Source organism: Niallia sp. MER 6 (assembly GCF_023714395.1).
Taxonomy (GTDB): domain Bacteria; phylum Bacillota; class Bacilli; order Bacillales; family Cytobacillaceae; genus Niallia.
The window spans coordinates 40,810-59,215 of sequence record NZ_JAMAUK010000007.1 but is presented as its reverse complement, the minus strand read 5'-3'; the positions used below and the strand labels follow the sequence as shown (position 1 = coordinate 59,215).

Below are 18,406 nucleotides of genomic sequence, written 5' to 3'. Positions count from 1 at the left end.
TGTACAAACACCCCTCTATAAAAATAGGAACATGAAAAAAAGGCTCCTGAAGTCTGAGCCTACGTTAATAATTTTTAGTTTTTAGTTGAGTTTACTACCCTGTTACCATTTATAATGAGATTGTATTCCAATTTTACCAATCCGAGAAACGCAGTACAATTATATTTTCTAAAAATTGTAAAGTTCAGCATAGAAAAAAGCTCCCGCATTCGGAAGCTTTACTCATTTTTTTCCTTTATTTGTTCACGAATCTGCTCCAATTCCTTCAATGATAGCTTATTGAGGGACTTTTTGATTTCTTCTTCCACGACTTTTCTGTTGCTTTCCTTATATTCATCCCACCACTCTTTTAAGCCTTTTGTATTGTCAAGTAAATAAGACACATCGATTTCTTCTACTTCATCATCGGAGATGTAGGTCATCACTGCCGCTAGTAATCGATTAAGCTCCGCTATTTTATCCTTATGCTCCTCTTTATGCAGTGCTACTACTTTCGATTCTGTTTCAGCCGCTGCGTCTTCCTTGTCAGCTTCATGTTTCTTCGGCATCGTAAAGCCCCCTTGAATCATTTTGCCGTTAGTATAGCCAACTTTAAAAAATCTTATTGAACTATCCCTGGTCTTAAATGAATTCTATTTAATGATGAAGAAGAATACATTATAATAACTATATATGAAAACGCTTAACAAACTGATAGAGGTGATACATTTGGCTACTCATAAAATCATTATTGCCGGCTGCGGCAGCATGTCCCATACTTGGTTAGAATATGCTTTGCAGCGCGAGAATGCAGTAATAGCAGGACTTGTTGATTTACATGCAGAAACGGCGTTAACTTTAGCAGAAAAATTCGATTTAGAAGTACCAGTTTTTACGGATATTAATGAGGCAATCAAAAACACTGGAGCAAACCTAGTATTTGATGTTACCATTCCAGCAGCTCACCCCTTTATTGTTTCGGCTGCATTAAAGGCGGGTTGTCATGTATTTGGTGAAAAACCAATGGCAGAAACCGTTGAGGATGCGCAACGGTTAGTTGATTGTGCTATGGAGACTGGAAAGAGCTACAGTGTTATGCAAAACCGTCGTTATAACCGGCAAATCCGCGCCTTTGGCGAGCTCCTTGCTTCTGGTATGATTGGTGACATAGGTTCTTTGCACGCGAACTTTTTCCTTGGACCTCATTTTGGCGGTTTCCGAGAAATCATGGATAGCCCTCTCATTGTGGATATGGCTATCCATACATTCGATCAAGCACGCTTCCTTCTGCAGGCAGACCCTGTTTCTGTGTATTGTCATGAATACAATCCGAAGGGCTCTTGGTATAAAGGAAACGCATCTGCTGTCTGCATTTTTGAAATGAATGACGGCTCTGTATTCACTTATAATGGCTCTTGGTGTGCAGAGGGACTTAACACCTCCTGGGAATCTGACTGGCGGGCTACTGGTAGCAGCGGCAGTGCAGCATGGGACGGAACAACCAGTCTCTATGCAGAAATAAAAAACACCTCAAACGAAGACAGCTTCATTTATCCAGTAGAAAGAAAGAATTATGAAGGCAGCTGGACAGCTCGTGAAGGGCATTGGGGCTGTCTTGATGAAATGTTTGCTTCCATTGAGAACGGCAGAAATGCAGAAACAGACTGCCGAGATAACATAAAAAGCATGAAGATGGTCTTTGGTGCAGTGGAGAGTGCAAAAAAAGGGGTAAAAATACATTTTTAAAGCTGGCGGTTAACGCCAGCTTTTTTGGATTTAGCCGACAGCCTCTTCTTTTTCAAGTTCGATGTAGATTTCCTCTTCCCATAGAGCGGAAAGCTGTTTAATATGACTATCAGTAGAAAAATCCATCGGCATAAGGCCGTTCAGCGGCATTTTTGGTTTATAAAGACCGAGAACCTCCAGCGTTTCCCCAATCAGCTTGCTGCAAGTATAATCTTTGCTTCTACTATGGATAGAGAAGATTCTTCCTTCAATTACTTCTTCAATCATCTTCCATTCAGATGGGTTCGGTATGCCGTGCACTTCCTTTATGTACGTATATAATTTGTCCATGTTAACAGCACTATGTTTTTTTAGAGAACGAACTGCATAAACCGGTGGTACATAAGGGACTAGATCCGCTCCGTATGTCTTCAGGCGATCAATCAGCTTAACTAGCTTAGGACCGGTTTTATGATCATGCTCAAGAACATCTTCTAAGTTTGTTAATGCAGTAGATTCAAAGAAATACACCTCTCCCTCAGGATCGGGCCTTACAACCATGCCTACATGGGACCACTTGCTATGCTCTAATTCTTCCACTAGCTTGCAGATAGGATATTTGCCATTAAACAAAATGATATCTCCTGTTTGGAAGTCTTTTACAAGTTTACTATATAATTTACTTTTCATTTTTTTCCTCCACTGGTAGAGAGTTTAGAAAATCATGGTATAATTATACTACTAATTTACATTAGAGGAGTTATTTTATGAAAGTATTCTTTCAGAGTCGTCTTCTGTTCCTGCTGTTATTTATTGCTGTATGGACGGCATCTGCACACCTTGTATCAGCTGCTGAGATTAAGATAGGGAACAGCCTGAACGAACTAAATGCAACAAACAAGACTAGCATTTTTATTGATTATTCCGATAAAATCGCTCCTAATAGTATAGTAGATAAACAGGATGAGTTCCGTCCATTTTCCGAAGCCAACCCTTCCGGTAACATCAGCTCAGCAAGCTACTGGATAAAGCTTCCTCTGACTAATATGTCTTCAAGTGAAAAGGAACTTCTTCTTGAAATTAAAAAACCACATCTCAGCTCTGTTACTTTGTACAGAGAAGTAGCAGGCAAGCTGATAGAAGAAGACACAATTGGCTACAGTCTACCTTTCAATGATCGGAAAATTAAGCATAAAAATTTGTTATTTCCTATCACTTTGGAGAAAGATGGTGAACAAGTTTATTTTCTGAAAATAAAGACAGACACTTTCTTTCAAGCACCGATTGTCTTATGGGACCCTATCTCTTTTTCAACTGATAATTATTTTACCCAAACCGCAAACGGCATTTATTTTGGAGTAATGATCGCAATGATCATTTATAATACTTTTCTATTCTTTTCATTAAAAGAAAAAACGTACTTATATTATATTTTCTTTGTCATTGGCTTTACGGTTATGCAGTTGATTTGGGATGGTTATGCATATCAATTCTTGTGGGGAGATTCCCCATGGTGGGCATTGAGGTCTAATTCCTTTTTTATCATATTCACGTCATTATTTGCCCTGCAATTCACCAAACATTTCCTGCAGGTGAAAACAGCTGCTCTTTGGCTGTATAAGCTGACCAATTGGATTCTTGCTGTTTTCTGTTTGTCACTGCTTGCTCCGCTAATGTTTGCTCCATCGCTATCAACGATGATTAGCACGGTTGTGGCGACGATTTTTGTCTTTTATATTATTGCTGTTGCAATAATCGTGAGGGCTCATTCAAGAGAAGCTAAATATTATTTTGCAGCATGGGGTCTGCTCGTTTTAGGGGTTGTCCTAAACCTGCTGGCTGCCTATAAAATCCTGCCGCTCAATCATTTTACACTTATTGCTCCAAAAATTGGCGCACTAGTAGAGGTGTTTATTCTTTCTCTTGGTCTTGCTGACAAAATCAAAAGAATCAGCCTTGAAAAAGAACAAGAAACAAAAAAATACTATATTCAGTCGATGCTCCACAACTCTTATAAAAATATGGAAGCGATGGAAGAAACACCAGCCCTTATTGAGAGCGGGCTGACCGTATTGCAAGATGTGACAAAATACGAAAATGCTTTATTTTTAGAACGGGAAGAAGAAGGCTGGAGTGTTTATGCACATAAGGGAAATGCCATACAAACAGACAAATGGACTGTTTCAGAAGAGTTTATGGATAATCCTCAATTTATGACAAATATCCGTAATAACCCTTTTGGCATTCAAAATGATATTCACTCCTTAATCTCGATTCCGATAAAGGCTGCTAAAAAGGAAGGATTGTTTGTTGTATTTAACGAGCAAGAAGGAGAACTTCAGAAATTCGAAGCTAACATCATTACCGAATCGTTCGCCGATCATTTTCAGCATATTCTTACAAAGCTAGAAAACTATCAGAATTTGAAAGTTTCCGCCATGTTTGATCATCTGACTAATCTTTATAATCGGAAGTATTTCTTTGAGCAAATAACAGACCTTTATCAAATAACAGCAAGCCTGAATGACAGCTCTTCCCTGTTCTTAATTGATATTGATCATTTTAAAAATGTTAATGACACATATGGTCATATGACTGGCGATAAAGCAATTATTTTTGTAGCCAACATTATTCATAATATATGTCATAACAGTGGAATTATCGGCCGCTATGGCGGTGAAGAATTCATTGTTTTTCTGCCAAATACGTCCCATAACCAAGCTAAAACGATTGCAGAACAGCTTGTTCTTGCAATGCAAGACCAAGCAATGGAGCTTGAATTTGGCGGCAGTCTTCCGCTGACAATCAGTATCGGTATCAGCTCCGGTGAAACAAGCAAAACAAGTCTGCACCAGCTAATCTTAAATGCAGATGCCGCATTGTATCAAGCAAAAGCACAAGGAAGAAATCAGGCAGTTGTATTTATGAAAGAAGCGAAAAAACCAGTTTAATCGCATCAAGAGACACCAGTCATTAAATCGGTGTCTTTTTTTTACAAAAATTACCTAAGTATTCGAACAATAATTACATTTTTTATGCGTCATGCTATGATAATGATATATTATTCTTGAAGGGCGGTAACATACTTGGAAAAAACGCAAATTACTGTGAAGCCATTTCAGCAAGAACATATAAGCATCATAAATAAAACAAATGAACCATTCTCCATCATCGGTCGGCTGATTCCCTCATTTAATAATGGTAAATGGACTTATGAAGAAGAGCTGTATGAACATACGTCATATACAAAATTTCCTGATGATAACCTTGAATGGGATGATTATATAAACAAAGAGAATAAAATAATCTTTCTTGCCTTTATAGGTGATGAATATATCGGGCAAATCCGTCTAATTAAAGATTGGAATAAGTTCTGCTATATTGAGAATATTGCAGTGTGCAAAGATTATCGAAAAAATGGGGTTGGTAAAACATTGTTTGCAACAGCAGAACAATGGGCAATACAAATGAGCTTACGGGGAATTTCTCTTGAGGCACAGGATGATAACCTGCTAGCCTGTAAATTTTACATAAAACAAGGAATGGAACTTGGCGGTGTTGATACTTTAAAGCATGTCTTTCATCCAAATATTGATAAAACATTGTATTGGTATAAAGTCTTTCCCGAATATAAAGTTCCTGTAATTAATCGTTAAACTGACTTAAGATGCTTCCCTAACAGAGAGTAATTAGCTTTTGTTAGGGAGCTTCTTTTATTAAGGCTCCGAAATTCCATAGGCAAGTGCTAGGAAGAAGGTAACTACTCCTAACCCTAAAAACAGAACAGTGTTCGCTATTAAACTAAAAACCTTAAAAGATTTTTTACTTAATAAACCAAAAATAAACGATACAACAAATCCGACCAATATCAAAAGATATAAAAGGACTACTGTTCCTAACTCAAAAACTCGAGGCAGGATAAATATTACAAAGGCTGCTGCAACTAAGATAGCCGTTAATATAACGGATCTCATGCCCCAAATATCTTTCTCATTCATTTTTGTTCACCTCCATTCACATTAAAAAATTCCCGTTTGTTTATTATTGCATATATGTAATTATTTATCATTTTTTTGCATTATAGGTTTATTTCATTATAAAATTCTTTTTATAGTAATTTGCTTTATTCTCTGTACTCGCCTATAAAAAAAGAGCCTGTTTGCAAGGCTCTTGACACTCTTTAACTATTTCTGTAAACACCCCATGATATTTGTCTTGCTTGAGGTGCTGTGTTCCCACAAGAAGGGCATCTTGGGCTGTTTCCTCTTGATAAGTCAGAGCAATTCCAGCAATACCAATGGCCGCATTTGCTGCAAGTGCCTCCGTTTGCCTTATCATGCCCTGTACAAAAATGACATGCCATTTATTCTCTCCCCTTATGTCGTTTTATCTAATTAATCTCTACACTACTAATATATAAAATTGGCATGTAGTTTGTTCACCTAAATTGGAATTTAAAATCAGTGTGTTTATTAGCTTTTTTATTTTTTTATAAAGACGAATACACGTCGGAAGTTAAAATTTAGGTGTTCAGGGTTAAGTTATTAAAACATACGGTGCCATCTTAGGCAGGATAGCTGTTTTGCTAAAGACACATGGCAGTATCGGTTTAACAACTGAAGATGGCGCAATTGGTATGCAAGAAATTGTCCAAATCTTTTAGGACTGTCCATTACATAATCAAAACTTCACCATCCAATAAAAAAGCACTTGATTCGGATAACGAATCAAGTGCTTTTTTATGCGGTATTTTCCCTTCTCTTCATCCCTTTTCTGGATGAATAAAATCGAAGTCCTGTAAGGATTGCCCCTATGAAGCACAGAATACTTGATCCGATAAACACGACATGCATGCCTGCTAGAAATATGTCAGGCCTGTCAGGAATCAATGCTGTCACTCGGTAGCCTGCATGCAAGCTCATCACAGAAAACAAAGTGCTTGTTGCGACAGAAATACCGACGACCATTCCTAAATTTCTCACGAGCGAATTTATACTGCCAGCAATTCCGAGCTGTTTTCGATCAACTGTAGACATGACTAATGAATTGTTAGGAGATTGAAATAAGCCTGTGCTTGCTCCAAGCAAAACAATTAGTATCGATAATGTGAGAATACTGCTTCCTTCATGAAGAAATGTTAACCCTATCTGGGCGATTATCATTAAAATCAACCCAGCAAAGGTTATTATTTGCCCGCCAATCTTATCAGAAAGAGCTCCGCTAAACGGTGCAACAACTGCCATTGCAATCGGAAACAGCATTAAAATATAGCCTGCATGCAATGGTGATAGTCCTAAAATATCTTGTGTATAAAATGGTGCAAGTATATTGAAGCAAAAATTAGCAACAAACACGAGAAATCCACAAACGATGCTGATCGTAAACAGAGAATTCTTAAATAGGGAAAAGGACAGCATGGGGTTTTCCGTCCTTCTTTCAACGAGAACAAACAGGATAAACAAAATAATCCCTATCAAAACAGATAAAATAATAAAAATATTAGCATAACCATATTGCTGACCTAACAGAAGACTTGAAAACAGAAATAATATCGCAAAGGCAAACAAGAGGCTTCCAGGAACATCGATCTTCACTTTTGTAGTCGTCACGTCCTTTGGCAGGAGCTTCCAGGCAATCATAATCGCAATAATGCCAATCGGCACATTAAGCCAAAAAATATATTCCCAGCCTAAACTAGATAATATAACGCCGCCAAGGCTTGGTCCTGCAATGCTTCCCAATGACACAAAGGTCCCTATTAAGCCTAACGCTTTGCCCCTTTCTCTTGGAGGAAACACTTCTGTGACTATCCCCTGATTATTCGCCATCGTCATCGCAGCGCCAATGGCCTGTACTACACGGGAAAAAATCAAAAATCCTAAAGAATGACTAAATCCACAAAGAAATGACCCGATAATGAAAATAATTGACCCGATTCGAAAGATTTTTATTTTGCCAAATATATCCCCCAGCTTTCCAAAGAACAATATCGCCGTACAAATCATCATTAAATAACTGCTGACAATCCATTGAGATTGCGCAAGGGGCAAGGAAAGCTCTTTTGAAACAGTTGGAAGAGCAATATTTACGATACTGCCATCCAATGTTGCCATAAAGGTAAACAAATTTAAAATAATTAATATCGTCCAGCGTTTTTCATGACCATTTGCGCCAGCTTGAACTGTTGCCAACATCATCACCTCTATTCATTAGTTGCGCACGCAACAATTTTATTGTAATCTAATCAAAAAGCTTAAGCAATTGACTTGATAAAATATAAGCGAGTTGACGAAAATGAAGGAAGCACCTTTAGGAAGATTAATATCTGTCATTCACAGACAAAACCAAAAATATTTGCTCAAAGCATTTAAACAATATCAAATCGGCAATGGCGGACAATATGCGTTCTTGAAATGGATCATTCAAAAACCTGGGATAAACCAAGACGAACTTACATCTAAGCTGAAATTCGATAAAGCGACAACCGCTCGTTCTGTCCACCAATTAGAAAAAGCTGGCTACATTATTAAGGAAACGGCCAGAAAAGACCGGCGTGCAAATGAACTTTACCCCACAAAAAAAGCTATTGATGTATATCCACATATACAATTTGTTTTAGACCAGCTAAATAAGGAACTAACTAAAAACTTAACAGATGAGGAAAGAAATCAGTTAATGTATTTATTAAAAAAAATAGATAACGGCCTGTAATGAACTGCTCCCAGCTTAAGTCTGGGGCTTTTTTATTTACCATGCCTTATTATCATGTCTGTTATACAAAACCCGTTAACGTTTGCCGGAAATTTCATCGGGTAGAATAATATGGATGAAACTCAGCAAGACTAGGACAAGACTATATTTTAATCAGAGGTGTATATCTTGGAACATTTTGAAGAGCTAAACAAAAGTTTTATTGATGGCGTATGGACAGAAGGAAAAACAGGCCGAACATTCGAGGATAAAAACCCATATGATCAATCGCTTATCACTTCGTTTAGTTTGGCAACTGCCGACCAGCTCCGTGCTGCATTTACTTCAAGCGTTAAAGCGCAAAAAGACTGGGGCAATAGAACACCTGAAGAAAGACTTGCCGTCCTTAAAAAGGCAAGTGAATTTTTGCGTGATAACAGAGAAGAAATTGTCTCCATTATTTCAAAGGAGACAGGCGGAAGTTCGATTAAAGCAAATGTAGAATTTGACTTGAGTCTTAACTACTTAGAGGCTTCGTTTGATCTTGTAGACAAGATTCATCAAAAACGAGAGATGGCAGAAACAACCGAAGGGAAAAAAAACTATGTGTACAGGCTGCCATTAGGTGTTATTACCTCTATTTCGCCGTTTAACTTTCCGATGAATTTATCGATGCGAACAATCGCACCAGCTTTAGCCCTCGGAAATGCTGTTGTTCATAAGCCAGATGTGCAGACAGGCCTTGCCGGAGGCTCTATCATCGCTCGCGCTTTTGAGATTGCCGGACTGCCAAAGGGCGTACTGCAGGTCATCCAGTCAGACTTAGAAGAGCTGGGCGATGAGATGCTGACAAGTAAAGATTCTGGTTTAATCAGCTTTACGGGATCAACACCTGTCGGCAAACATATTGGTAAAATAGCAGGCAGTATGTTAAAACGAGTTGCTTTAGAGCTTGGCGGAAACAATCCATTTATCGTTTTAGCAGATGCAGATATCGATAGAGCTGTTGATGCAGCTATTTTCGGTAAATTCATTCATCAAGGACAAATATGCATGATTATAAATCGGTTAATCATTCATAAGGATCTTTATGAAGAGTTCGTGCAAAAGTATATAGACCGAGTTAAGCAGATCCCATATGGTGACCCACAGGACCCAAAAACCATCATTGGACCGCTCATCAATGAAAAGCAAGCAGATAAAGCGATGGCTATTATTGAAGAAGCTAAAAACGAAGGCTGCCAATTGGCTCTGGAAGGTGAAAGAATCGGTAATCTTTTAACACCATTTGTGTTTATTGATGTCGATAACAAAAGCAAATTGGCACAATCAGAATTATTTGCACCGATTTCGACGATTATTAAGGCAGATTCAGATGAACACGCCATTGAACTAGCGAATGACACAGAATACGGACTAAGCTCAGCCATCTTTACAAATGATCTTGAACGTGGCAGAGAACTTGGCTTGGCAATTGAAAGCGGCATGACTCATATAAATGACCAAACCGTAAACGATAGTCCTACTGTGCCATTCGGCGGTACAAAAGCAAGCGGTATGGGACGCTTCGGAAATGAATGGATTGCGGAAGAATTTACGGTGACGAAATGGATCTCTGTGCAGACGAAATTCCGCAAGTATCCATTTTGAACATAAATAATGAATAGGAGGAATTTTCAATGACAGTTAAACTTGCTATTGTTTACTACAGCTCAACAGGTACAAATTATCAGCTTGCACAATGGGCTGCTGAAGGCGGCAAAGAAAGCGGTGCGGAAGTAACGATTTACCGTGTTGAAGAGCTTGCTCCCCAAAGTGTGATCGAAGGAAATCCAGCTTGGAAAGCACATATTGAAGAAACTAAGGATATTCCTGTTGTCACACCTGAGGTAATTGAAAAGTCTGATGCTATTATCTTCAGCACGCCAACACGCTTTGGCAATATGGCAGCACAAATGAAACAGTTTTTAGATACAACAGGAGGAATTTGGTTCCACGGCAAGACGGTAAATAAAGTGGTCAGCGGGATGACTTCAGCCCAAAATCCACATGGTGGACAGGAAGCTACCATTCTTAGTCTGTATACAACTATGTATCATTGGGGTGCAATTGTCGCCACACCAGGATACACAGACCAATCCTTGTATGCAGCAGGCGGCAATCCGTATGGAACAAGCGTTACTGTAGACCAGAACAACCAGATTGTCGGTGACAAAGAAGTGTTTAAAAAAGCGGCAAAAGTACAAGCACAGCGTGTCGTTCATATAGCTGAATTGATTAAGAACGGTAAGCAATAACAAAACAGAGCATTCTTGACTTCAAGAATGCTCTGTTTCGTTATTTTCCGTATGCTTCAAACTCAAGGCTACTGCCATGAAATACATTCATATCAATAAATTTTTCTTCACCGTTATAGCCAGCCAGTTTTTCTTTATCTGTATATTGCCAAAAAATCCAATGACGATGATCTGCCAGAGAGGGATTTGTAAAAACATCGCGAATCCAAATATCTGTATCTTTAAAACCATTTTTTATATAAAGATTATATGCTTTTTGAGTCGCATACAGAATGACTCGTTGGCCGTAATGCTCTTCAAGCAATTCAATCATCGTACGCAATTCTTGTTCCACATAACTGCGTTTTGGAGGATTTTTGTAATTATTTCCATAAAACTCCACATCAATCACTGGCGGCAATGCAGCATTCTTTTTTGGGACTGTGTTAATAAAATTTTCTGCCTGTGTTTTGCCACTGCTGTCATAGCTGAAAAAATGGTATGCCCCAACTCGCAGGCTTGTTTTATTTGCTTCTAGCCAATTGTCAGAGAATTCTTCATCCACGAAAGAGCTGCCTTCTGTCGCTTTTATAAACGCAAAATCGATTGCTTGCTCCTCTATTACAGGCCAGTTGATATCCCCTTGGTAAGCCGAAACATCAATTCCCTTTACTGAATAATTATTTGCCTGAAATTCATTTGGGATAAAAATTCCCTGCCGCCATAAAATGGCAAGCATAAGAATGAAGGCAATAATGATAAATAAAAACACTAAAATCACTTTATGTTTTCTTTTAAATCCACTCATGTTCTAGAATACTGAAAAGCAATGAATCACGCCAACCATCACGTATCAGCATATCCTCCCTTAGTCTTCCCTCCTCCGTCATGCCTGATTTCTTTAAAACCTTTGCTGATCCAATATTTCTTGGATCACATGTGGCGTAAATTCGGTGAAGGTTTTTTGTTGAAAAACCAATCTCAATTAGCTTTTTGGCGAGTTCTGTTCCATATCCTTTGCCCCAATAATCAGGATGAATAATATAGGAAATTTCACCAGTTTGATGATAAATATCTCTGATGTTTAATTCTCCGGCACCGATTACTTTGAGGCTATCCGGAAGAAAAATACTGTAAACAAATCTCGTACGCGAATGATGCTGTGCATCTATCAGTACTTGATCAACAAATGCAGCCGATTCTGCTTCTGTATTAGGACCCCAAGGCTGATATTTGCATACGATATGTTGTGATGCATATTCATGAACAGCTTGCCAGTCTTTTCGCTCCATTTCCCGCAAAAGAATTTTCTCTGCTGCCACTTTTTTTCCCTCCTTCACTTGGATGCTCGTTAAAGATGAAATTCTCCATACTGTTTCCATATTGTTTTGATTCGGCACTTATACATGAAACTCCTTTGGAGTTTACATCTATCTTTCTATATGCTAAGTTTTTATTTCAAGCTGCACCTAAAGGAGGATGCAACATCAAATTTGGCCAGAAAGTTATTTATAAAAGCAAAATTCATATTGTCTTCTTTGATTATGGAAACGGGCTCGCCGAAATTCAAAACCCCTACACGAAAGCTATAATTCTAGCAAAATACGAAGATTTAATTGTGAGATTGAAATAAATGCCATCCCATTAGGATGGTTTTTTACTTGTGTTTTAACGTTTATATGCATTGCTGCCTGGCAGTTTCTTAATCGTATTCCATGCCTGAATCGCTTCATCGCGGCTTTTCCCTCTGTTGTTAGGATCTGCAAAAAAATCACGTATAAACCGATTATATTCAAATGGAGGAGCAATTTCTCTCTTATAATTTGGATCCTTTTTCCGTTCCTCCTCCTCATGCCATGCGGCGACAGCATCTCGATATGTTTTCCCTGCATTATTGCGAAAATAGTTTTGCATAAAAGTAGAAAAATGAAATTTTTTCCCTATTGCAGATACGAAAAATGCTCTTACCTGTTGACTGCAGCGATGGTTTTCGGTTATTACAGTATTTAATGATAAACTTTCCCGTTGCGTTTTTGGCGATTTTGTTCTTGCAGGCTTCCTGATTTCTCCTGTTTGTAGAAACACCTCTATTCTTTCTGTCAACTCAAGCTTAGACCCAGCTGCACTCAACCCATTTGTCCGGCAAAACTGCTGCAATTCAGTTTTCAGCCAGTAATACTCTTGGAAAGAAGCAACCGCAATTTCTGATGACAATTCCGGTCTCATTCCCCTCACCTCCATAGTTAATTATTTCCATTATAGAACATTAGTTCCTTTTTTACCATAAAAAAGAGAGCTGCCAATGCAACTCTCTCTAAAATTTTCCATATTAAAATGCGTAGCTGTATAACCCATAATATAACGGGCCAACAAATATAATAAAAAAAATGATGACAATAATAAACGGTACATCTTCCTCCGGCTCTTCGCCATAATGGTCGTTTAGAAAAACCCCATATAAGATTTCCCATGCCAGCCCTACAAAAAACACAATCTTCCAAATTAATGGTGTCCATATTTGTGTGTCTGTCACAAAGCCAAATAAGCCTATCCATGTTATGACAGAAAGGGCAAAGTCTATTTTTGACAAGGTTGTCTTATATTTTCCCTTTATTAAAAATCCAATTGCTGCTGTTCCCAGCAAGCCTATGTAAATAGTCCAAAATATAGTTGCAAACATGCTGTTCCTCTTTCTCCAAATTAACAAAAAACTAGTGCTTGAATATTGATAATATCATATTTACATAGCAGGAAAAAGAAAGGGCTATTAAAAAAAGTAAAAAAAGATATATTACTGAGCTAATATTTGGATTAGCCCAGTCATTTTGGTCGTCTTCTAGCTAACCCTTGCCAATCATGCCCTCTTGCTTCACTCCATTCTTTTACCCTTCCAGTTGCGACAATGGGGCAGCTGTGCAGGCTGGCAATAGATTTTGCTCCTTGCAGAACTAGAAGTGTCTTTAAGTGCTCTTTCCACTCTTCCAGTTCGTCTATCAATCCTACCACACCTTCATTATGAAGAATCTTTAAAAACGGGCCGGCGATTCCAGCTGCAGCTGCTCCTAAAGAGAAGCATTTGACTGCGTCAAGGGGGTTGCGTATTCCTCCTGAAGCAATTATAGTCAGCTTACCTAATACTGGCTGTGCTTCCAGCAAAGATACAGCAGCCGATTGGCCCCATTCCTTTAAATAAGCAAAATCACGTTTGCTTCTCCGCTCATTTTCAATATGGACAAAGTTTGTGCCACCCCTGCCCCCTATATCGACATACTGAATTCCCGCATCACTCAATTGCAACAATGTATCAGTGCACATGCCAAATCCTGTCTCCTTCACGATTACGGGCACATCCAATTTTGCCGCCATTTTTTCCAACCGCAGAAGTATATTAGTGAAATCCCGTTCTCCTTCTGGCATGACAAGCTCTTGCGGCACATTCACATGAACCTGCAGTGCATCTGCTTCAAGCATGTCTATTGCCTTAAGTGCGTAATCAATGGGAACATCTCCACCAACATTGGCAAACACAATTCCCTTTGGATTTTTCTTTCTCACAATTTTATAGGTATGTGCTAATGCTTCATTTCTGATGCCTGCATGCTGAGAACCAACTGCCATCGCAATCCCTGTTTCCATGCAAGCTTCAGCAAGAGCTCCATTAATCTCGCCTGACTTTTCACTGCCGCCTGTCATCGCATTAATAAAGATTGGATATGGGAGGGATAGTGGACCTATCTTGGTCTGCAGCTTTATATCTTCTATTCCAGTCTCCGGCAAGGAGCGGTGAATCAAGAATAAATCATCAAAATCAGCGTGTGGCAAGTAGTTCTGTTGTAAAGCAAGCTCAATATGTTCTTCTTTTCGTTTTTGTCGTATTGTTTTCTCATCCATAAAAAACAGCCTCAAATCTTTCCAACTTTATCCTTTACTCTCCCCCATTTGACTAACTCGTATTCTAGGCTGATTTTACTTTCATAAAGTTCTTTTTTGTGGTTTAGCTATCACTGTACAATAAGGTGAGAAACTTTAGATAATAATCCCCCTTTCTATATGATTTTTGCGTTATATTAGTAGTAAGGTGGTGGAAAGGATGTTATCTAGTACACATATACATATAAGACGATTTTCCTTAGAGGATGCAGAAAGTCTTTTAACGTATCAGAATGAGAATAAAGCTTTTTTTGAGAGATTTTCAATGGAGCGGGATCAGCACTATTATTCTCTTTTAAGACAGCAGCAATTAATTGCTGATTGGGAACAAAAATGGAAGGCAGACACTCACTATCAATTCGGCATATTTGAAAATGAAAATCAGAGACTCGTTGGAACAATCAGCTTGTTTCAAGTTGTAAGAGGCTCACTGCAAAGTGCATTTATCGGGTATTTTATCGATTACGCTCATAACGGCAAAGGTTATGGAACAGAAGCAGTTAAGCTTGTTGTAGAATATTCCTTTACAAGACTTAAGCTTCATAGAATCGAAGCAGGGGTAATGCCACATAATATCGGCTCAATCCGAGTATTAGAGAAGGCAGGATTTCATAAAGAAGGTATTGCCAGAAAAAATGTAAAAATTAATGGCAACTGGGAGGATCATCAAGTTCTCGCTATCATAAACCCTGCTGATTAGATAAGCAGACATGTATGAACATGTCTGCTTGAAAATTTTATGGAAACACAAGGGGCTGCTGTATCTTCACCATTTGTATTCCGTATTTTTTCTCTATTTCTACTGCATCAATGTCATCAGCATAATGCATACCGTATAAAGATGGAAGCGCAAGCTTGTCAGAATAATAAGCTATCACATCATCTATATAGGAATGGACCGGTGTTTGAATAAAGGAAATATCATGAAATAGTGCTTTCGTGTTTTCATCAAAATGTTTATCAAATAAAGCTTCCTCATGCTTGCCAATATCACTTGTATAAATGATATTAACATTATCATTCTTGTCAGACAGTTTAAAGCCCATTGAGAGCATATCTTTCGCATGTAAATTATCTGTTTTAATAAACTCTATTTCATAGTCATTGCCTAATTGAAAACCATCCTTTTCGTAATGCACGTGGAAATAATCGCTGAGCTGCAAACCGTCTGTAAATAATCCAGCTTTCAGCACATCCTCTATCCCTTCAGCTAGCTCTGCACGAATCCACAAGTTTGGCTTATAACTATACAGCCACATGCAGCGCTGCGCAAACTCCTCCAAGCCCCCGACATGATCTGCATGCAAATGGGTAATCACAATATCTGTTACATCCGTTTCTTTATAGCCAGCCGCAGGCAGACTGAAGCGCAACGTCGTACCGGCATCAACCAAAAGCTTTCTGTCGCCTAGTTCAAATATATAATTATTATGATAATGCTTTGTAAAAGCACCACCTGTTCCTAATGGATACACTTTAATCATGTAGGAGCCTCCTTAAATTGCTATTATGTACTAGTTTAGCTTATGTTTTTCTATATGCAAAGCGGCAAGGGTGAAAGATTCTTTATTTTAAAAAGCCATACAGAGACACTAATTCTTTACAATCTTACACTATTAGCTTTTGAACCCTCCATATCTTGAACGTCTCCTAAAACTGTGTCCTTTCATTAACATAAAGCAACGGACTAATCTTGACTGCATCCACTTGAAAATGAAAAGACAAAAGCACACCCTTTCATGATAAACCGAATCCAAAAGTTTTTGTCAGCATACTAAAAAGCCCTTCTTGCATAACCAAGAAGGGCTTTTCTTTATTTGCTGTTGTCTTCTTCTAAATCCATGGCTACCCATGCTGACTCGTCTGCAAAGTAGCGGGACCAGCTCGCAATTCCTGCCAAATCATACTCTTCTACAAGCTTTGCACGCTTAGATAAAGACAATTCATCTTCCAGCCAAATTTTATAGGTGGATTTTGTTTTTGAATCATAGTATTCGCCGTAGTTTTGGCCGCTTTCTTCATCATACGTTGGATTTACTTTATACGTATCTAACCATTCCTGCACCTTTTCCATGGAGAGACTCTCAGATGAGATTTCCCCGTTTTCCTTCTCTTCCCATAAACGTGCATATAATGGCACACCTAACACTAGCTTTTTATTCGGCACTTCCTCAAGCAAAGTCTTCAGGTTGTTCTCCACCCATGGAAGACTTGCAACACTGCCGGCTGTTGGTGAGGTTGCCCAATGCTCGTCATATGCCATAACAACTAAATAGTCGACAATTTCAGATAGATGATCTCTTTCAAAGAAAGCAGAGTAATTTCCGCCGGCAATGAATGTGATATCCATCGAGACTGTTAAACCTGCATCATGGAAGTAAGGCGTTGCTTCTCTTACGAACTGCGTCACATATTTGCCGTCCTCTTCATTTACATTCTCAATATCAATATTGATGCCGTCAAGGTTGTACATTTCACTGTATACAAGGAGCTGCCTGATTACTTTTTGTCTCGTCTTGAAGTCTTTAAAAACATCATGAGTCTTTTGAGGGTCAAAATCATTGGAGAATAACCCCCATACTTGATAGCCTTGCTTATGCGCCCATTTTACGTAATCCGCTGAGCCGAGATTGCTGACATTTCCTTTGTTGCCAGACAGCTTAAACCATGTAGGTGACACAACATTAACACCATCCATTTTAGGAATTTTTGAAGTGTCTGGATTCTGAGAATAAACAGCTTCCCATGTAAGGTTGACTGGACCGTCTATTTTTTTCAGCGCAGGCGTTTTTTCCTCTACTTCAGCTTTAACTGTTATCGTATCCTCTGTATTAACAAGGTCTTTTTTAATATAACCTGCAACCCCATTGCTCTTACGCACAAAATAGTAGTCGCCCTCTTCCTTCTCAATCGTTACAGCTTCCTTTTGCTCAAGCTCACCAGTATAAGCAGAAAAAAGAGTCGGTTCTGTACGAAGCCTAGCAAAATCATCACGCACTTGTTTAGTGCTGAAAGTTGCCGCTGTTTTTTCCGTACCATCTTTCTCCAATAAAATGGCATTTGTGTCCTCACTAAGTTGGGTAAACTGGTACGGATAAAACTCGATTAACGGTTCAACTGCTACATAAACTTCCCCATTATCATCCTTTATTGGATGAAACTGCAGATCCACCGTTTCATCATTTACAAAATACGAAACAGATTCAGATGGAAACTGAACCACTTTATCTTTTGTTGTCGCTATTACCGAATTGCTTTCAGAATCATATGTGATGCTCTCATCTATATTTTCTTGCCAGAAGCTCAAAGGCAAGTAAGCAGTCCCATTGTCTATTAATGCATTGCCAGCCTGTTTTCCATCTAAAATAATCGGGTTTTCTCCATTAAAGTATTCAGCCGTTTTAGAGCTTGCAAATGGATAGAATATAAAGAAGATGCTCGTCACTACCAATAGAACAGCAAATGCTAGTCCCAGCAAGAATTTATACTTGTTAGGCCTTTTTGGTGCTTGAAAAGATATTTCTGCCATTACCTTCCTCCTGTGATGCATATCAAATGATGCCATATTTTTTCTATTTTAATAGAAAGATATTTTTATTCTAACATGAAAAAAGAGCAGACAAAAGGAAGAGCCTTTTCCATTTTTCTGTAAGTGTTATTCTGAAGGTTTGACAAGCAGGCTGCCAAACATTAAGTCAGCGTCTGTTTGAATCGGAAAGGATCTTTTTAACGAAAAGTCTTCTAAATCATAGATATTATCATTTCCTTCGATAATATATAGATAATCTTTATAGATTTCCCTTTAT

The 18,406-nt window shown here is 38.5% G+C and carries 19 protein-coding genes; 7 read left to right on the top strand and 12 right to left on the bottom strand.

Annotated elements, in window-relative coordinates:
• Positions 1–218: 218 nt before the first annotated feature.
• Complete coding sequence (locus M3600_RS11390; RefSeq protein ID WP_233313795.1) at positions 219–548, bottom strand: hypothetical protein; 330 nt, start codon at positions 546–548, stop codon at positions 219–221.
• A gap of 160 nt (positions 549–708) precedes the next feature.
• Here M3600_RS11390 and M3600_RS11385 point away from each other — a divergent pair, with 160 nt between their 5' ends.
• Positions 709–1,725, top strand: coding sequence for a Gfo/Idh/MocA family protein (locus M3600_RS11385; protein ID WP_248574437.1), 1,017 nt, complete (start codon positions 709–711; stop codon positions 1,723–1,725).
• A gap of 30 nt (positions 1,726–1,755) precedes the next feature.
• Here M3600_RS11385 and M3600_RS11380 read toward each other — a convergent pair whose 3' ends face one another.
• On the bottom strand, positions 1,756–2,394 hold the full coding sequence (locus M3600_RS11380; protein WP_251646019.1) for a C40 family peptidase: 639 nt from the start codon (positions 2,392–2,394) through the stop codon (positions 1,756–1,758).
• Positions 2,395–2,471: 77 nt separating this feature from the next.
• Here M3600_RS11380 and M3600_RS11375 point away from each other — a divergent pair, with 77 nt between their 5' ends.
• Together M3600_RS11375 and M3600_RS11370 are read left to right on the top strand one after the other, a co-directional pair.
• A complete protein-coding gene (locus M3600_RS11375) occupies positions 2,472–4,655 on the top strand; it encodes a diguanylate cyclase (RefSeq protein ID WP_251646018.1) in 2,184 nt (727 codons plus the stop codon).
• Positions 4,656–4,790: 135 nt separating this feature from the next.
• Complete coding sequence (locus M3600_RS11370; RefSeq protein WP_251646016.1) at positions 4,791–5,360, top strand: GNAT family N-acetyltransferase; 570 nt, start codon at positions 4,791–4,793, stop codon at positions 5,358–5,360.
• A gap of 60 nt (positions 5,361–5,420) precedes the next feature.
• Here the strand turns inward: M3600_RS11370 and M3600_RS11365 are convergent, their stop codons facing one another.
• From M3600_RS11365 to M3600_RS11355, 3 genes are all read right to left on the bottom strand, one after another.
• The gene (locus M3600_RS11365; protein WP_237941453.1) at positions 5,421–5,702 is read right to left on the bottom strand and encodes a hypothetical protein; all 282 of its coding nucleotides are present in this window, start codon (positions 5,700–5,702) and stop codon (positions 5,421–5,423) included.
• 142 nt (positions 5,703–5,844) lie between these two features.
• Positions 5,845–6,042: a hypothetical protein gene (locus M3600_RS11360; protein ID WP_233313789.1), complete on the bottom strand. Its 198-nt coding sequence runs from the start codon at positions 6,040–6,042 to the stop codon at positions 5,845–5,847.
• 401 nt (positions 6,043–6,443) lie between these two features.
• Positions 6,444–7,901, bottom strand: a complete 1,458-nt coding sequence (locus M3600_RS11355; RefSeq protein WP_251646015.1) for an MFS transporter — start codon at positions 7,899–7,901, stop codon at positions 6,444–6,446.
• Between the two features lie 97 nt (positions 7,902–7,998).
• Between M3600_RS11355 and M3600_RS11350 the strand changes: the two genes are divergently transcribed.
• The 3 genes from M3600_RS11350 (at position 7,999) to wrbA (ending at position 10,691) form a co-directional block, all read left to right on the top strand.
• Positions 7,999–8,415 (top strand): MarR family winged helix-turn-helix transcriptional regulator, encoded by a 417-nt coding sequence (locus tag M3600_RS11350; protein ID WP_233313787.1) that lies wholly within the window; start codon positions 7,999–8,001, stop codon positions 8,413–8,415.
• A 168-nt stretch (positions 8,416–8,583) separates the two neighbouring features.
• Positions 8,584–10,044, top strand: a complete 1,461-nt coding sequence (locus M3600_RS11345; RefSeq protein ID WP_251646014.1) for an aldehyde dehydrogenase family protein — start codon at positions 8,584–8,586, stop codon at positions 10,042–10,044.
• A 29-nt stretch (positions 10,045–10,073) separates the two neighbouring features.
• Positions 10,074–10,691 carry an NAD(P)H:quinone oxidoreductase gene (wrbA, locus tag M3600_RS11340; protein ID WP_233313785.1) on the top strand — a complete coding sequence of 206 codons (618 nt, stop codon included), beginning with the start codon at positions 10,074–10,076 and terminating at the stop codon, positions 10,689–10,691.
• Between the two features lie 40 nt (positions 10,692–10,731).
• Here the strand turns inward: wrbA and M3600_RS11335 are convergent, their stop codons facing one another.
• The 5 genes from M3600_RS11335 to fni all read right to left on the bottom strand — a co-directional run bounded on the left by M3600_RS11335 (position 10,732) and on the right by fni (position 14,561).
• The gene (locus M3600_RS11335) at positions 10,732–11,409 is read right to left on the bottom strand and encodes a glycoside hydrolase family 25 protein (RefSeq protein ID WP_396953808.1); all 678 of its coding nucleotides are present in this window, start codon (positions 11,407–11,409) and stop codon (positions 10,732–10,734) included.
• A gap of 55 nt (positions 11,410–11,464) precedes the next feature.
• Positions 11,465–12,070, bottom strand: coding sequence for a GNAT family N-acetyltransferase (locus M3600_RS11330; RefSeq protein ID WP_311315903.1), 606 nt, complete (start codon positions 12,068–12,070; stop codon positions 11,465–11,467).
• Positions 12,071–12,338: 268 nt separating this feature from the next.
• On the bottom strand, positions 12,339–12,896 hold the full coding sequence (locus M3600_RS11325; protein WP_251646008.1) for a DUF6434 domain-containing protein: 558 nt from the start codon (positions 12,894–12,896) through the stop codon (positions 12,339–12,341).
• 103 nt (positions 12,897–12,999) lie between these two features.
• On the bottom strand, positions 13,000–13,350 hold the full coding sequence (locus M3600_RS11320) for a hypothetical protein (RefSeq protein WP_233313783.1): 351 nt from the start codon (positions 13,348–13,350) through the stop codon (positions 13,000–13,002).
• A gap of 140 nt (positions 13,351–13,490) precedes the next feature.
• Positions 13,491–14,561 carry a type 2 isopentenyl-diphosphate Delta-isomerase gene (fni, locus tag M3600_RS11315; RefSeq protein ID WP_233313782.1) on the bottom strand — a complete coding sequence of 357 codons (1,071 nt, stop codon included), beginning with the start codon at positions 14,559–14,561 and terminating at the stop codon, positions 13,491–13,493.
• Positions 14,562–14,760: 199 nt separating this feature from the next.
• Here fni and M3600_RS11310 point away from each other — a divergent pair, with 199 nt between their 5' ends.
• The gene (locus M3600_RS11310; RefSeq protein ID WP_237941460.1) at positions 14,761–15,300 is read left to right on the top strand and encodes a GNAT family N-acetyltransferase; all 540 of its coding nucleotides are present in this window, start codon (positions 14,761–14,763) and stop codon (positions 15,298–15,300) included.
• Positions 15,301–15,337: 37 nt separating this feature from the next.
• Here the strand turns inward: M3600_RS11310 and M3600_RS11305 are convergent, their stop codons facing one another.
• Together M3600_RS11305 and M3600_RS11300 are read right to left on the bottom strand one after the other, a co-directional pair.
• The gene (locus M3600_RS11305) at positions 15,338–16,084 is read right to left on the bottom strand and encodes an MBL fold metallo-hydrolase (RefSeq protein WP_233313780.1); all 747 of its coding nucleotides are present in this window, start codon (positions 16,082–16,084) and stop codon (positions 15,338–15,340) included.
• A gap of 329 nt (positions 16,085–16,413) precedes the next feature.
• Positions 16,414–18,129: a glycosyl hydrolase family 18 protein gene (locus tag M3600_RS11300; RefSeq protein ID WP_233313779.1), complete on the bottom strand. Its 1,716-nt coding sequence runs from the start codon at positions 18,127–18,129 to the stop codon at positions 16,414–16,416.
• Positions 18,130–18,406: the final 277 nt, after the last annotated feature.

Bases quoted from the DNA above. Each gene is read 5' to 3' on its own strand.
- M3600_RS11380 (WP_251646019.1), bottom strand. From the start codon at position 2,394: ATGAAAAGTAAATTATATAGTAAACTTGTAAAAGACTTCCAAACAGGA.
- M3600_RS11375 (WP_251646018.1), top strand. From the start codon at position 2,472: ATGAAAGTATTCTTTCAGAGTCGTCTTCTGTTCCTGCTGTTATTTATT.
- M3600_RS11350 (WP_233313787.1), top strand. From the start codon at position 7,999: ATGAAGGAAGCACCTTTAGGAAGATTAATATCTGTCATTCACAGACAA.
- M3600_RS11355 (WP_251646015.1), bottom strand. From the start codon at position 7,901: ATGATGTTGGCAACAGTTCAAGCTGGCGCAAATGGTCATGAAAAACGC.
- M3600_RS11325 (WP_251646008.1), bottom strand. From the start codon at position 12,896: ATGAGACCGGAATTGTCATCAGAAATTGCGGTTGCTTCTTTCCAAGAG.
- M3600_RS11320 (WP_233313783.1), bottom strand. From the start codon at position 13,350: ATGTTTGCAACTATATTTTGGACTATTTACATAGGCTTGCTGGGAACA.
- fni (WP_233313782.1), bottom strand. From the start codon at position 14,561: ATGGATGAGAAAACAATACGACAAAAACGAAAAGAAGAACATATTGAG.
- M3600_RS11365 (WP_237941453.1), bottom strand. From the start codon at position 5,702: ATGAATGAGAAAGATATTTGGGGCATGAGATCCGTTATATTAACGGCT.
- M3600_RS11360 (WP_233313789.1), bottom strand. From the start codon at position 6,042: ATGATAAGGCAAACGGAGGCACTTGCAGCAAATGCGGCCATTGGTATT.
- M3600_RS11305 (WP_233313780.1), bottom strand. From the start codon at position 16,084: ATGATTAAAGTGTATCCATTAGGAACAGGTGGTGCTTTTACAAAGCAT.
- wrbA (WP_233313785.1), top strand. From the start codon at position 10,074: ATGACAGTTAAACTTGCTATTGTTTACTACAGCTCAACAGGTACAAAT.
- M3600_RS11310 (WP_237941460.1), top strand. From the start codon at position 14,761: ATGTTATCTAGTACACATATACATATAAGACGATTTTCCTTAGAGGAT.
- M3600_RS11335 (WP_396953808.1), bottom strand. From the start codon at position 11,409: ATGCTTGCCATTTTATGGCGGCAGGGAATTTTTATCCCAAATGAATTT.
- M3600_RS11390 (WP_233313795.1), bottom strand. From the start codon at position 548: ATGCCGAAGAAACATGAAGCTGACAAGGAAGACGCAGCGGCTGAAACA.
- M3600_RS11300 (WP_233313779.1), bottom strand. From the start codon at position 18,129: ATGGCAGAAATATCTTTTCAAGCACCAAAAAGGCCTAACAAGTATAAA.